General features: G+C 70.6%; 14 protein-coding genes. 5 read left to right on the top strand and 9 right to left on the bottom strand.

All coding sequences use genetic code 11. From position 1 onward, the window contains the following. Window position 1: 1 nt before the first annotated feature. The gene (dut, locus tag OG289_RS36865; protein WP_327318358.1) at window positions 2–553 is read right to left on the bottom strand and encodes a dUTP diphosphatase; all 552 of its coding nucleotides are present in this window, start codon (window positions 551–553) and stop codon (window positions 2–4) included. Continuing rightward, window positions 550–1,134: a PaaI family thioesterase gene (locus OG289_RS36860; protein WP_327318357.1), complete on the bottom strand. Its 585-nt coding sequence runs from the start codon at window positions 1,132–1,134 to the stop codon at window positions 550–552. The genes dut and OG289_RS36860 overlap by 4 nt, the downstream gene beginning before the upstream one ends. A 58-nt stretch (window positions 1,135–1,192) precedes the next feature. On the opposite strand from OG289_RS36860, the gene OG289_RS36855 reads away from it, so the two are divergent. Next, window positions 1,193–1,657 (top strand): DUF3093 domain-containing protein, encoded by a 465-nt coding sequence (locus OG289_RS36855; RefSeq protein WP_327318356.1) that lies wholly within the window; start codon window positions 1,193–1,195, stop codon window positions 1,655–1,657. A gap of 20 nt (window positions 1,658–1,677) precedes the next feature. Here OG289_RS36855 and OG289_RS36850 read toward each other — a convergent pair whose 3' ends face one another. From OG289_RS36850 to OG289_RS36835, 4 genes are all read right to left on the bottom strand, one after another. Further along, window positions 1,678–2,670: a hypothetical protein gene (locus OG289_RS36850; RefSeq protein ID WP_327318355.1), complete on the bottom strand. Its 993-nt coding sequence runs from the start codon at window positions 2,668–2,670 to the stop codon at window positions 1,678–1,680. 13 nt (window positions 2,671–2,683) lie between these two features. Further along, complete coding sequence (locus tag OG289_RS36845; RefSeq protein WP_003993510.1) at window positions 2,684–2,980, bottom strand: DUF4193 domain-containing protein; 297 nt, start codon at window positions 2,978–2,980, stop codon at window positions 2,684–2,686. A gap of 396 nt (window positions 2,981–3,376) precedes the next feature. Then, window positions 3,377–4,618, bottom strand: coding sequence for a sensor histidine kinase (locus tag OG289_RS36840; RefSeq protein ID WP_327318354.1), 1,242 nt, complete (start codon window positions 4,616–4,618; stop codon window positions 3,377–3,379). Between the two features lie 6 nt (window positions 4,619–4,624). After that, a complete protein-coding gene (locus OG289_RS36835) occupies window positions 4,625–5,278 on the bottom strand; it encodes a response regulator transcription factor (protein WP_327318353.1) in 654 nt (217 codons plus the stop codon). 417 nt (window positions 5,279–5,695) lie between these two features. On the opposite strand from OG289_RS36835, the gene OG289_RS36830 reads away from it, so the two are divergent. Beyond that, a complete protein-coding gene (locus OG289_RS36830) occupies window positions 5,696–5,869 on the top strand; it encodes a hypothetical protein (protein WP_177244520.1) in 174 nt (57 codons plus the stop codon). 86 nt (window positions 5,870–5,955) lie between these two features. Here the strand turns inward: OG289_RS36830 and OG289_RS36825 are convergent, their stop codons facing one another. Continuing rightward, on the bottom strand, window positions 5,956–6,771 hold the full coding sequence (locus OG289_RS36825) for an inositol monophosphatase family protein (RefSeq protein WP_327318352.1): 816 nt from the start codon (window positions 6,769–6,771) through the stop codon (window positions 5,956–5,958). An 8-nt stretch (window positions 6,772–6,779) separates the two neighbouring features. Beyond that, window positions 6,780–7,907 (bottom strand): ferrochelatase, encoded by a 1,128-nt coding sequence (locus tag OG289_RS36820; RefSeq protein ID WP_327318351.1) that lies wholly within the window; start codon window positions 7,905–7,907, stop codon window positions 6,780–6,782. Window positions 7,908–8,143: 236 nt separating this feature from the next. Here OG289_RS36820 and OG289_RS36815 point away from each other — a divergent pair, with 236 nt between their 5' ends. From OG289_RS36815 to sepH, 3 genes are all read left to right on the top strand, one after another. Further along, a complete protein-coding gene (locus OG289_RS36815) occupies window positions 8,144–9,382 on the top strand; it encodes an MFS transporter (RefSeq protein WP_327320912.1) in 1,239 nt (412 codons plus the stop codon). Further along, complete coding sequence (locus OG289_RS36810) at window positions 9,342–10,661, top strand: D-arabinono-1,4-lactone oxidase (protein WP_327318350.1); 1,320 nt, start codon at window positions 9,342–9,344, stop codon at window positions 10,659–10,661. Before OG289_RS36815 ends, OG289_RS36810 begins: the two co-directional genes overlap by 41 nt. Before the next feature lie 448 nt (window positions 10,662–11,109). After that, window positions 11,110–12,147 (top strand): septation protein SepH, encoded by a 1,038-nt coding sequence (sepH, locus tag OG289_RS36805; RefSeq protein WP_327318349.1) that lies wholly within the window; start codon window positions 11,110–11,112, stop codon window positions 12,145–12,147. 126 nt (window positions 12,148–12,273) lie between these two features. Here the strand turns inward: sepH and OG289_RS36800 are convergent, their stop codons facing one another. Beyond that, window positions 12,274–13,125, bottom strand: a complete 852-nt coding sequence (locus OG289_RS36800) for a sulfurtransferase (protein ID WP_327318348.1) — start codon at window positions 13,123–13,125, stop codon at window positions 12,274–12,276. Window positions 13,126–13,194 lie beyond the last annotated feature (69 nt).

Below are 13,194 nucleotides of genomic sequence, written 5' to 3'. Positions count from 1 at the left end.
GTCACTGTCCTTCCCGGTCGGATACGACCGAAGCGTATCGATTCCCACCCGTCGCGCCGCCCTCGGCGGCCTGACCGCTTGTACCGCTTGCGCCGCCCACGGCGGCATGCCCGCCGGTGGACCCGAAGCCCCCTGCGGCCCGCGCCGAGTCGGGAAGCTCCGCGACCTCCTGGAAGCGGACCCTCTCGACCTGCTGGACGACCAGTTGGGCAATCCGGTCGAAGCGCTCGAACCGCACGGACTCGCGCGGGTCGAGATTCACCACGATCACCTTGATCTCCCCACGGTACCCGGCATCAACCGTCCCCGGGGCATTCACGAGGGCGACGCCGCACCGGGCGGCGAGCCCCGAGCGCGGGTGCACGAAGGCCGCGTACCCCTCGGGCAGGGCGATGGAAACCCCCGTGGGCAGCACGGCCCGCTCCCCCGGCGCCAGTTCACGGCTCTGGGTGGTGCGCAGATCGGCTCCCGCGTCCCCAGGATGCTCGTACGCCGGAAGCGGTACGTCGGGGTCGACGCGCCGGATCAGAACGTCCAGGGAGTCGCGGCTCACGGGTTCACCTCGAAGGCGCGGGCACGCCGGATCTGGTCCGGGTCGCTCATCGCGGCCCGGATCTCCTCCTCGCGACCGTGGTTCACGAAGTGCTCGACCGCGACCTCGACGAAGAGCGCGTCGGCACGGACGGCGACGGGCCCGTCGGGGCCGTCGATCCGCCCGGTGGCGGTCGAGTAGATCTTGCGCCCGGCCACCGCCGTCACCTCGGCCTCCAGGTGCAGCGTGGTACCCACGGGCACGGGCCGTACGAATTCGGTCTCCAGCCGTCCGGTCACGGCGATGGTCCGCAGCAACCAGTTCAGCGAGCCGAGTGTCTCGTCGAGGGCCGAGGCCAGGATCCCGCCGTGCGCGAGACCGGGCGCGCCCTGGTGGGCGGACCGCACGGTGAACTCGGCGGTGACGGTCACCCCCTCGCCGGCCCGAGCCTCCAGGTGCAGCCCATGCGTCTGCTCGCCGCCACATCCGAAACAGTGTTCGTAGTGGGCGCCGAGAAGTTCGCCGGGCACGGGAGCATCGGGGTGCCGGACGGGTTTCACGGCATTGGCCGGAGGCTCAAGAGCTGCGGAAGTACCACTCACAGCCGCAGACCTTACCCGCGCGTCGGCCAATACCGGACACCGTGCCAAGCTTGGCTCCATGCTGCTCTCCGCCACCCCCTACGACGAACGTCTCACCGCCCCCCGCTCGTGGTGGTTCATCTCGTTCCTGGTGGGCGTCTCCTGCGCCCTGATCCTGCTGCCCTTCGGCACCCTGCCGTTGCTCGGCGGCCTGGCCGGCGGCACCGCGGTAGCGGCGGTCATGGCCAGTTCCTACGGATCCCTCCGCATCCGCGTCGTGGGCGACTCCCTGATCGCGGGCGAGGCGAAGATCCCGGTCGCGGCCCTGGGCGAGGCGGAGATCCTGGACGCCGAGGAGGCGCGCGCCTGGCGCACGTACAAGGCCGACACCCGGGCCTTCCTGCTGCTGCGCGCCTACATCCCCACGGCGCTGCGAGTGGAGGTCACCGACCCGGACGACCCCACGCCCTACCTGTACCTGTCGACGCGGGAGCCGGAGCGCCTGGCGCAGGCCCTCAAGGCGGCGCGGGAAGCGGCGGCGTAGCCGGAGACCCTCGGCCGACCTCAGCGGCCGAGTTCCCCGGGCTTCTCGGGGTTTCCGGGGTTTTCGGGTTTCTGGAAGTTCAGGGGATTTTCGGGGATCTCCCCCATGGCCAGTGGATCCGCCGGCTTCTCCAGCGGCGGCAGTTCCGGCAGCGCGTCCCACGGCACCTGCAGCTTCCGCAGGTCGGCCCGGACCTTCGCGGCCAGTTTCCTGGTGTCCCGCCGGTTCATGACCGCGCCGACGGCGGCGCCCACCATGAAGGGCATGAGGTTCGGCAGGTCTCGGACCATGCGCTTCATGATCTGCTGGCGCAGCTCGCGCTTCATCTGGCCGCCGAACGCCGAGTTGATCGAGGACGGCTTGAGGACGTCGACCCCGCGTTCGCCCGACCACGAGCGCAGATAGGCGGTGCTGCGGTCCTTGAGGTTGCCCGACGGCCGCACACCGTAGACCTCGTGGAGTTCGGCGATCAGCTTCAGCTCGATCGCGGCGACCCCGGTGATCTCCGCGGCCAGTTCGGTCGGCATCGCGGGCGGCACGGGAAGCATCGCCGCCGCCCCGATGCCCGCTCCGACGGTGGACGTGGCGTTGGCCGCGCCCGCCACGAGCTTGTCCGCGATCTGCTCGGGCCCGAGGCCCGGGAACTGTCGGCGGAGCGTCTGGAGGTCCCGTACGGGGATCCTCGGGGCGATCTCGATGATGCGGTCGGTGAGGTGCGCCAGCCCCGCCCTGGCGCGGTTCCCGCCCTTGCGGACGCCTTGCCGGGCCAGTTCCGTCACCTTGGCCCCGATGGCCGCCGCCCTCCGTCTGGCGACGGGGGCGGCGTTGCGCGTCGGTGCCGGGAAGTCACCCCGGTCGGACGCGGGTTCGAGCGAGGCCGATCCTGCAGGGACCGCTCCCTTTCCGGATGAGCCTCGCTCGTCGTCACGCACGCCGTGAGGGCCTCGGGACGGCCCTTTGTCCGTTCCCCGCAGGGGGAAGCGGCGCTTCCGAGGAGGGGTCGAGCCAGTCACGGCCGACCCCGCCTCAGTCGCAGTCGCGGCAGATCGGCTGGCCGTTCTTCTCCCGGGCCAGCTGGCTGCGGTGGTGCACCAGGAAGCAACTCATGCAGGTGAACTCGTCCTGCTGCTTCGGCAGCACCCGGACGGCCAGCTCCTCGTTCGAGAGGTCTGCGCCGGGCAGTTCGAGGCCCTCTGCGGCCTCGAACTCGTCAACGTCCACTGCGGAGGCTGACTTGTCGTTCCGCCGTGCCTTCAGCTCTTCAAGGCTGTCGGAATCGACGTCGTCATCGGTCTTGCGTGGGGTGTCGTAATCGGTAGCCATTTCGCCTCTCCCCCTCTGGGTGTCTGCGGTGTCTCCAGCGCACGTAACGCGTGAGAGGCCGGACTTGTGCCCGCCTCGAGGCGGAGATTTTGCCTCACATCAAGGTCTGTTACTCAATCGACACCCAACCGGACTCCTCACGAGTGATCGGCTTGGATGGCGATCGGGACCGTACACGGTCCGAATGCCGCACTTCAAAGGCATCTCACCGTGTACTTCCCGTGATCAGGACCCCCGAAAACCCGGATTTTCCGGGCCTTACGGTGGCATTCATGATCACGGAGAGTAGATGGCCGGAAATTCGCCCTTGTGATCGATCACACACGGCCACGCTGGGGGGAAGCCCAGAAAATTCCGCGCAAAGCGAACATCCCCGTGTGTGTCGGCGACATGATCTCAGACGGGCAAAGTGACCCGCATCAGGAGCCCACCCCCCTCGCGCGGCTGAGCCGCGATATGGCCACCGTGCGCCCGGGCCACGGACCGCACGATGGAAAGCCCGAGCCCGACGCCCTTGTCGCTGCCCGTCCGCTCCGTACGCAGCCGACGGAAGGGCTCGAACAGATTGTCGATCTCATACGCCGGAACGACCGGCCCGGTGTTCGACACGACCAGGACCGCCTGGCCGTGCTGGACATCGGTGGTCACCTCGACCCAGCCGCCTTCGGGCACGTTGTACCGCACGGCATTCTGCACGAGGTTAAGGGCGATCCGCTCCAGCAGGACGCCATTGCCCTGGACGACAGCGGGTTTCTGCTCGCCCCGGATCACCACGCCCTTGGCCGCCGCCTCCCCGTGCACCTGGTCGATGGCCTGCTCGGCGACCTCCGCGAGGTCCACCGGCTTGCGCTCGACGATCTGGTTGTCGCTGCGGGCCAGCAGCAGCAGGCCCTCGACGAGCTGCTCACTGCGCTCGTTGGTCGCCAGCAGCGTCTTGCCGAGCTGTTGCAGCTCCACGGGCGCGTTCGGATCGGAGAGATGCACTTCGAGCAGCGTGCGGTTGATCGCCAGCGGTGTTCTCAGCTCGTGCGAGGCGTTGCCCACGAAGCGCTGCTGGGCCGTGAAGGCCCGCTGCAGGCGCTCCAGCATGTCGTCGAAGGTGTCGGCCAGTTCCTTCAGCTCGTCGTCCGGTCCGTCCAGCTCGATGCGGCGGGACAGGTCCGAGCCGGCCACGGCGCGCGCGGTGCGGGTGATCCGCCCGAGCGGGGACAGCACGCGGCCGGCCATGGCGTAGCCGAAGGCGAAGGCGATCACGGCGAGGCCCAGCAGGGCCAGCAGGGACCGGCTGAGGAGGTCGTCCAGGGCCTGCTGCCGCTGGACGGCGTCACACTGCTTGAGAACCGAGTCGATCTCGTCCCCGGGCGCGGAGTTCACGGCGGGACAACTCGTGCTGCTGACGTGGACGCCGACCCCCTGAATCTGCAAGGCCTGGCCGCCGCCGCCCTCGTGGAGGGCCTGCGCGGCCAGCAGATAGATGATCGACAGCAGCATGATGCCCGCGATCAGGAACATCCCGCCGTACAGCAGCGTGAGCCGTATGCGGATGGTCGGGCGCAGCCAGGGGAAGGGGATCTGCGGGCTCCTGGGGTCCCAGGTGGGCTTCGGGGGCGCCTGGGGAGGCGCGGGAGTCGATGCCACGGCGGATCAGATCCGGTAGCCGGAACCGGGGACGGTGACGATCACCGGAGGTTCGCCCAGCTTGCGGCGCAGGGTCATGACGGTCACCCGCACGACATTGGTGAACGGGTCGGTGTTCTCGTCCCAGGCCTTCTCCAGGAGCTGCTCCGCGGAGACCACCGCTCCCTCGCTGCGCATCAGGACCTCCAGGACGGCGAACTCCTTGGGCGCGAGCTGGACCTCCTTGCCGTCGCGGAAGACCTCGCGACGGTTGGGGTCGAGCTTGATGCCGGCCCGCTCCAGGACGGGAGGCAGCGGCACGCTGGTGCGCCGGCCGAGAGCACGCACGCGTGCGATCAGCTCGCTGAACGCGAAGGGCTTGGGCAGATAGTCGTCGGCGCCGATCTCCAGGCCCTCGACACGGTCGCTGACGTCGCCGGAGGCCGTGAGCATCAGCACGCGCGTGGGCAAGCCGAGCTCGACGATCTTGCGGCAGACGTCGTCGCCGTGCACGAGGGGGAGGTCGCGGTCGAGGACGACCACGTCGTAGTCGTTGACGCCGATGCGTTCCAGGGCAGCCGCACCGTCGTACACGACGTCGACGGCCATGGCCTCCCGGCGCAGTCCGGTGGCCACCGCATCGGCGAGCAGCTGCTCGTCCTCGACGACGAGTACGCGCACGTCGCTTGTCCTTCCTCTGTCCACCCGCGTAGCGCTCCGTGAGCGCACGCGGGCAGGGTCCTTGGTGAGTGTGTGCCTCCATCCTGCCCTTTTCGGCCATAAGTCGGCGGTAAGACGGGTGCGCGGGAGATGAAGGACCGGTGTGAAGCCCGGGAATGCGAGATTTTCTCGTCGGGTTGAGGTTTCCGTGGAAGGGAGCGGGGGGAGGACGGCTTTACACCCCGCGATCACGCTCTGCATGTGCCGCAGAACCATGTGGTACTCCGCGTTCCGCTTGCCGCAGAGTGGGCGTGGGTGTCCGGCACCGTCGCCGCCCAGCAGGGCAGCGCTGGGCACCTATTTGGAGACGTGATCGCCCCTTCCCAACCGGCACACCCCCGTGCCACCGACCCACGACCCAGGACGAGGGGGCGCAGCATGGACGCATTCACCGCAGGACTTCTGCAGCGTATAAGGGCGACCGAGTCCGACCTGACGAGGGCTCGCGACGAGGGCGACGACTTCCTCGCCGAGGTGGAGCAGGCCGAGCTCGACGACCTGCGCCGCCTGGCCGCCGAGCACGGTGTGGAGGTCGGCGCGACGAGCGTCTGAGCACTTCCCAGGCAGTTCCCACGCATGACGGAGGGCCCCGGCGAATCCAGCGCCGGGGCCCCTTCGCGTCTGCGCGCGGCGGCGGCTCAGTCGTGCCAGGCGCCGAATTCCTCCAGGAGTCGCTGGAGGGGCTCGAAGACACCCGGCGTGGCCGCGACCGCCAGGTCACGTGCGGGGCGCTCTCCGGGCCGTCCACCGGTCAGCGCACCCGCTTCCCGGGCGATCAGGTCGCCCGCGGCGAGGTCCCAGGGGTGCAGCCCGCGTTCGTAGTAGCCGTCGAGGCGGCCGACGGCCACGTCGCACAGGTCGACCGCGGCCGAGCCGCCGCGCCGGATGTCGCGCAGCAGCGGGATGAGCCGCTGCGCGACATCGGCCTGGTGCGCGCGGACCTCGGTGACGTAGTTGAAGCCGGTGGAGACCAGGGCCTGCTCCAGGGGCGCGGCAGGACGGCAGGACAGCACCCGCTCGCCCTCCCAGGCACCCCTCCCACGGGCACCACCACCGCGCACCGCGTGGAACGTCTCACCGCGCATCGGGATCTCGACGACCCCGACGACCGTCTCACCGTCCCGCTCGGCCGCGATGGAGACGGCCCAGGTGGGCAGCCCGTAGAGGTAGTTGACGGTGCCGTCCAGAGGGTCGATCACCCAGCGGATGCCGCTGCTGCCCTCACTGGAGGCGCCCTCCTCACCGAGGAAGCCGTCGTCGGGACGGTGCTCGGAGATCAGGCCCGTGATCAGTTTCTCGGCGGCGATGTCCATCTCGGTGACCACGTCGATCGGGCTCGACTTGGTGGCGGCGACCGCGAGGTCGGCCGGGCGGCCGTCCCGCAGCAGCTCACCGGCCCGGCGGGCGGCCTCCTGGGCGAGCTCGAGCAGTTCGGTGTGCAGGGGGTCGGTCACGCCGCTCCTCACGCGTAGGGGCTGTCGACGCCCGCGGCGGCGGGCTTGGAGGCACGGGCGGGGCAGCAGCCGACCGGGCACAGGTTGTGGCTCGCGCCGAGCGCCCCCAGGGCGCACGGGGCGACCTCCCGGCCGCTCTCGCGCGCGGCGCGCTCCAGGACGAGCTCTCGGATCGCGGCCGCGAAGCGTGGGTCTGCGCCCACCGTGGCCGAGCGGCGTACCGGCAGGCCGAGGTCCTCCGCCTTGGCCTTCGCCTCCGTGTCGAGGTCGTAGAGGACCTCCATGTGGTCGGAGACGAAGCCGATGGGAGCCATCACGACCGCGGGGGCGCCGGCCGCGTGCCGCTCCTCCAGGTGGTCGCAGATGTCGGGCTCCAGCCACGGGATGTGCGGGGCGCCGGAGCGGGACTGGTAGACGAGCTGCCAGGGGTGGTCCACGCCGGTGCGCTCGCGGACGGCGTCGGCGATCAGCTGTGCGACGTCCAGGTGCTGCGCCACGTACGCGCCGCCGGCGCCGTGGTCCTCGACCGGGCCGGAGGTGTCGGCCGAGGCCGTCGGGACCGAGTGGGTGGTGAAGGCGAGGTGGGCGCCCTCGCGGACGTCGGCGGGAAGGGAGGCGAGGGACTCGACGACGCCGTCGATCATGGGCTCCAGGAAGCCCGGGTGGTTGAAGTAGTGCCGCAGCTTGTCGACCCTCGGCAGTTCCAGGCCCTCGGTCTCCAGCGCGGCCAGCGAGTCGGCGAGGTTCTCGCGGTACTGGCGGCAGCCCGAGTACGAGGCGTAGGCGCTGGTGGCGAGGACGAGGATGCGGCGGCGGCCGTCGGCGACCATCTCGCGCAGGGTGTCCGTGAGGTACGGGGCCCAGTTGCGGTTGCCCCAGTAGATCGGCAGGTCCAGGCCGTGGCCGGCGAAGTCCTTGCGCAGGGCGTCCAGCAGGGCGCGGTTCTGGTCGTTGATGGGGCTGACCCCGCCGAACAGGAAGTAGTGCTGACCGACTTCCTTGAGGCGTTCCTTGGGGATGCCGCGCCCGCGTGTCACGTTCTCCAGGAACGGGACAACGTCGTCCGGGCCTTCCGGGCCGCCGAACGAGAGCAGGAGCAGGGCGTCGTAGGGGGTGGCATCGAGCGCGTCTCGCATGGGTCGATCCTGCCACCCGCCTCTGACAGCCGGGAAACGGCGGGGTGACGGACGGGGCGTGCCATCCGTGCACCCGGGTGCGTTAGGGTTGCCTAACTTCGTAAGCTGTATGAGCTGGATTCACGCCTTACCGGTTCTGCCGGGCCCCCGCACGTCTCACGGGGCCCCGCCGAACCGCCTTCCCTCACGTCGCGCCGAGCCGCCACGCGCGCGTGACCGGACCACCGGAGATCTCCGTGCCGAGCCCGTACCGCGCCCTGTTCGCCGCCCCCGGCTCCAAGGGCTTCTCCGCCGCGGGGTTCCTCGGCAGGATGCCGCTGTCGATGATGGGCATCGGCGTGGTCACGATGGTCTCCCAGCTCACCGGGCGCTATGGGCTCGCGGGCGCGCTGTCGGCGACCATCGCGCTGGCGGCCGCGGCCTTCGGGCCGCAGATCTCGCGCCTGGTGGACCTGCACGGGCAGCGCCGGGTCCTGCGCCCGGCGACGCTGGTCGCGCTCGCCGCGGCGGCCGGGCTGCTGCTGGCCGCGCACTTCGACTGGCCGGACTGGGTGCTGTTCGTGTGCGCCGCAGGCATCGGTACCGTGCCCAGCCTGGGCGCGATGATCCGGGCCCGCTGGGCGGCCTTGTACCGGGGCACCCCTCGACTGCACACCGCGTACTCGTTCGAGTCCGTGGTGGACGAGGTGTGCTTCATCGTCGGGCCGATCATCTCCATCGGCCTGTCCACCGTCTGGTTCCCGGAGGCGGGACCGCTGCTGGCGGCCTGCTTCTTGGCCGTCGGCGTCTTCTGGCTGACCGCCCAGCGGGCCACCGAGCCGGAGCCGCACCCGCGCGAGCAGCGCGGCGGCGGTTCGGCAATGCGCTCGCCCGGGCTCCAGGTCCTGGTGGCGACCTTCGTGGCGACCGGAGCGATCTTCGGGGCGGTCGACGTGGTCACCGTCGCCTTCGCCGACGAGCAGGGCCACAAGGGCGCCGCCAGCGTCGTCCTGGCGGTCTACGCGGCCGGTTCGTGCGCGGCCGGGCTCGTGTTCGGCCTGCTGCGCCTGAAGGGGGCGCCGGAACGGCGCTGGCTGCTGGGCGTGTTCATGATGGCCGTGAGTATGATCCCCCTCCTACTGGTCGGAAACTTGCCGTTTCTGGCCGTGGCGCTGTTCTTTGCGGGCCTGGCCATCGCTCCCACGATGATCACCACGATGTCCCTCATCGAAGAGCACGTACCACGCGCACAACTGACCGAGGGCATGACCTGGATCAGCACCGGGCTCGCGGTCGGGGTCGCGCTCGGCTCCTCCATCGCCGGCTGGGTCATCGACGCGGCCGGCGCGCGGGCCGGGTACGGGGTTCCGGCGGTGTCCGGAGCCGTCGCGGTCGCGGTCGGTTTCCTGGGGTACCGCCGGCTGAACAGGCCGGCTCCGGGTCGGGGAGGCACCGTTGAGCAGCACAGCGAGCGGGAAGAACGGCACGTGGCGTAACTGGGGCGGCAATGTCGCCGCACGCCCCGCGCGGGAGGTCACGCCCGCCTCCGTCGACGAACTGGCCGCTGCCGTGCGCCGGGCCGCCGAGGACGGGCTGAAGGTGAAGGCGGTCGGCACCGGCCACTCCTTCACGTCGATCGCCGCCACGGACGGTGTGTTGATCCGCCCTCAGCTCCTGACCGGCATCCGCAACATTGATCGCGACGACATGACCGTCACGGTCGAGGCCGGCACGCCGCTCAAGAGACTCAACATGGCCCTCGCACGCGAGGGGCTGTCGCTCACGAACATGGGCGACATCATGGAGCAGACCGTCTCGGGGGCCACCAGCACCGGCACGCACGGCACCGGACGCGAGTCCGCTTCGATCGCCGCCCAGATCAAGGGCCTGGAACTGGTCACGGCCGACGGTTCGGTGCTCACGTGCTCCGAGAAGGAGAACCCCGAGGTCTTCGCGGCGGCCCGGATCGGCCTGGGCGCCCTCGGCATCATCACCGCGATCACCTTCGCCGTCGAGCCGATCTTCCTGCTCACCGCGCGCGAGGAGCCGATGCCCTTCGACAGGGTCCTCGCCGAGTTCGACGAACTGTGGGCCGAGAACGAGCACTTCGAGTTCTACTGGTTCCCGCACACCGGCAGCACCAACACCAAGCGCAACAACCGCAGCGCGGGCCCCAGCAAGCCGGTGAGCCCGATCACGGGCTGGATCGAGGACGAGTTCCTCTCCAACGGCGTCTTCCAGGTGGCCCAGTGGGTCGGCCGGGCCGTGCCCGCCACCATCCCGACGATCGCCCAGGTCTCCAGCAAGGCCCTGTCCGCGCGCACCTACACGGACATCCCCTACAAGGTCTTCACGTCTCCGCGCCGGGTGCGGTTCATGGAGATGGAGTACGCCGTCCCACGCGAGGCCGTGACCGGGATACTGCGCGAACTCAAGGCGATGGTCGACCGCTCGGGCCTCAGGATCAGCTTCCCCGTGGAGGTGCGCACCGCGCCCGCCGACGACATCACCCTGTCCACCGCCTCCGGCCGCGACAGCGCGTACATCGCCGTCCACATGGTCAAGGGCACGCCGTACCAGGGGTACTTCACCGCCGCCGAGCGCATCTTCACCGCCCACCAGGGCCGACCGCACTGGGGCAAGGTGCACACCCGGGACGCGGAGTACTTCTCCGGTGTGTATCCACGCTTCGGCGAGTTCACGGAGCTGCGGGACCGGCTGGACCCCGACCGCCGCTTCCAGAACGACTACTTGCGGCGGGTTCTGGGGTCGTAGCGAACGCCGTCGAAGGGGCGTACGAACGAAACGGTCAATTCCGTTTCGATTGGTTCGGTTTCGGAAGATTGCGTGAAGTACGCCACGCACAAGATCGCAAAAACGGCACCACGGACGGCCAAGTCCCACCTCTTGCCAGAAGTTGGGTGGCGCGCCAATCCACGCACGTGGCCCAAATGGAGTACTGTTGCGAGCCCTGGGCCCGGTCTCCCGCCAGGATGTCCGGAGCCTCGCCGGACCGCATGGAGGGGGCTGGTTGCACAGGGTGACGGCGTTGGTCACTTAGCGTGGCGAATAGGTAACCGTGCCATAACGGCGGCGCAGTGCCTGTGCCCGACACGCCGGGCAACTCGGCAAGGTTGTGGCAGGCTGCACCCGGGCAGGCCACACTCGACTAGCGGAAGCAGCGACGCACGTGACGTCGGCAGGCACCACCCGGGAGGTCCCCATGCCCGAACTGCGTGTCGTGGCCGTCTCGAATGACGGCACACGGCTGGTGCTGAAGGCTGCGGACAGCACGGAGTACACGCTTCCGATCGACGAGCGTCTGCGCGCCGCCGTACGCGGCGACCGTCCCCGCCTCGGCCAGATCGAGATCGAGGTGGAGAGCCATCTCCGCCCCCGCGACATCCAGGCGCGTATACGTGCCGGTGCGACCGCGGAAGAAGTCGCGCAGATGGCCGGCATCCCCGTCGACCGCGTGCGCCGCTTCGAGGGCCCCGTGCTGGCCGAGCGCGCCTTCATGGCCGAGCGGGCCCGGAAGACTCCGGTCCGCCGGCCCGGTGAGAACGCCGGGCCGCAGCTCGGCGAGGCAGTCCAGGAACGGCTGTTGCTGCGCGGCGCCGAGAAGGACACCGTCCAGTGGGACTCGTGGCGGCGCGACGACGGCACCTGGGAGGTCCTGCTCGTCTACCGGGTCGCGGACGAGCCGCACTCGGCGAGCTGGACGTACGACCCGCCCCGGCGGCTCGTCCAGGCCGTCGACGACGAGGCGCGTTCGCTGATCGGCGAGTCCGACGACCTGGCCGCTCCCGAGCCCAGTTTTCCGTTCGTTCCGCGTATCGCGCGGCTGCCGCGCGACCGCCCGCTGGATCGCACCCTCGACCGGCCGAGCCTGCCGGCCCAGCCGTCGGAGTCGGCCGAGGAGAGCACCGGCGAGCGGGAACGGGACTCGCTGACCAGCCTGTTGGAGGCGGTACCGAGCTTCCGTGGCGACATGGTCGTCCCGGAACGCCCGGCGGAGCCCACCACGGAGGAGCCCGACGAGCAGGAGCCCGTCGCCGAGGAACCCCCGGCGCCCGCCGCCTCCGCCGGTTCCGCCTACGCGGACGTCCTCATGCCCCGTTCCGTCGGCAGTCACCGCGACCGTCTCGTCGGCGCCACGGACCGGCAGGCCGAGGCGGACGGTGTCCGTCCGGGCCGCCGTGCCGCCGTGCCGAGCTGGGACGAGATCGTGTTCGGGACACGGCGGAAGAAGCAGGAGTAAGCGGCCCCCGGGCAACTCGCCCGGGGTGCCCGTGGGTTCGCGGATGCCGGTTCGCACGTAGGTACATACGTCGGGGAGGGCCGCACCTGTTCGGTGCGGCCCTCCCCGACATGTCCGCTCGGCGGGTCACTGGGGGTCGGAGCCCACGGCGACCGGCCGGGCCGGGTCCGAGGACCACTCCGACCACGATCCGACATACAGGGCCGCCGGAATCCCCGCGACCGCAAGAGCCAGCACCTCGTGGGCCCCTGAGACGCCCGAGCCGCAGTACACGCCCACCTCGGTGCCGTCCACCGCTCCCAGCGCCTTGAAGCGGGCCTTCAGGTCCTCGGCGGGCAGGAAGCGGCCGTCCGGGGCCACGTTGACGTTCGTGGGCGCGGACACGGCACCCGGAATGTGCCCGCCGACCGGGTCGATCGGCTCGACCTCACCTCGATACCGCTCCCCCGCGCGGGCGTCGAACAGCACTCCGGAGCGGGCGAGTGCCGCGGCGCCGTCCGCGTCGAGGAGGCCTGTGGCGCCCGGCACCGGCTCGAAGTCGCCCTCCACGCGCGCGGGGACGTCTGTCGAGAGGTCCCCCTGCCACGACGGCAACCCTCCGTCGAGGACCCGCACGTCCGGGTGACCCGTCCAGCGCAGCAGCCACCACGCGCGTGCCGCCGCCCAGCTCTGCCCGCCGTCGTACACGACCACCGGCCGGTCGGCCGAGACACCCGCCCGGCGCATCGCCGCGCCGAACTCCGCGAGGTCGGGCAGCGGATGCCGGCCCCGCCCGCCCGGCGCTCCCGCGAGTTCCCGGTCCAGGTCGACGTAGACCGCGCCGGGTACATGCCCGGACTCGTACGCGGCCCGGCCGTCGAAGGGCGGCTCGCCGGCCGCCTTCGCCATGCTGAGCTGCCAGCGGACGTCGAGGACGACGGGCGGGTTCTCCCCCGCCAGGTCGCCCGCCAGTTCCGATGCGGTGATGATGGCGTTCATGGCCACCATCCTCGCGCACGGGGTGGCCCCATTGCTCATGTCCGGCTACTCTGCTCGGCCGGACAGGCT

Source organism: Streptomyces sp. NBC_01235 (genome assembly GCF_035989285.1).
Classification (GTDB): Bacteria; Actinomycetota; Actinomycetes; order Streptomycetales; family Streptomycetaceae; genus Streptomyces.
The sequence above is the reverse complement of the archived record's forward strand: the minus strand, read 5'-3'. Positions and strand labels throughout refer to the sequence as shown.

Coding starts and splice junctions, on each gene's coding strand:
- OG289_RS36845 (WP_003993510.1), bottom strand. CDS start 2,980: ATGGCTACCGATTACGACACCCCACGCAAGACCGATGACGACGTCGAT.
- OG289_RS36855 (WP_327318356.1), top strand. CDS start 1,193: ATGCTGCTCTCCGCCACCCCCTACGACGAACGTCTCACCGCCCCCCGC.
- OG289_RS36820 (WP_327318351.1), bottom strand. CDS start 7,907: ATGCGAGACGCGCTCGATGCCACCCCCTACGACGCCCTGCTCCTGCTC.
- OG289_RS36830 (WP_177244520.1), top strand. CDS start 5,696: ATGGACGCATTCACCGCAGGACTTCTGCAGCGTATAAGGGCGACCGAG.
- OG289_RS36800 (WP_327318348.1), bottom strand. CDS start 13,125: ATGAACGCCATCATCACCGCATCGGAACTGGCGGGCGACCTGGCGGGG.
- sepH (WP_327318349.1), top strand. CDS start 11,110: ATGCCCGAACTGCGTGTCGTGGCCGTCTCGAATGACGGCACACGGCTG.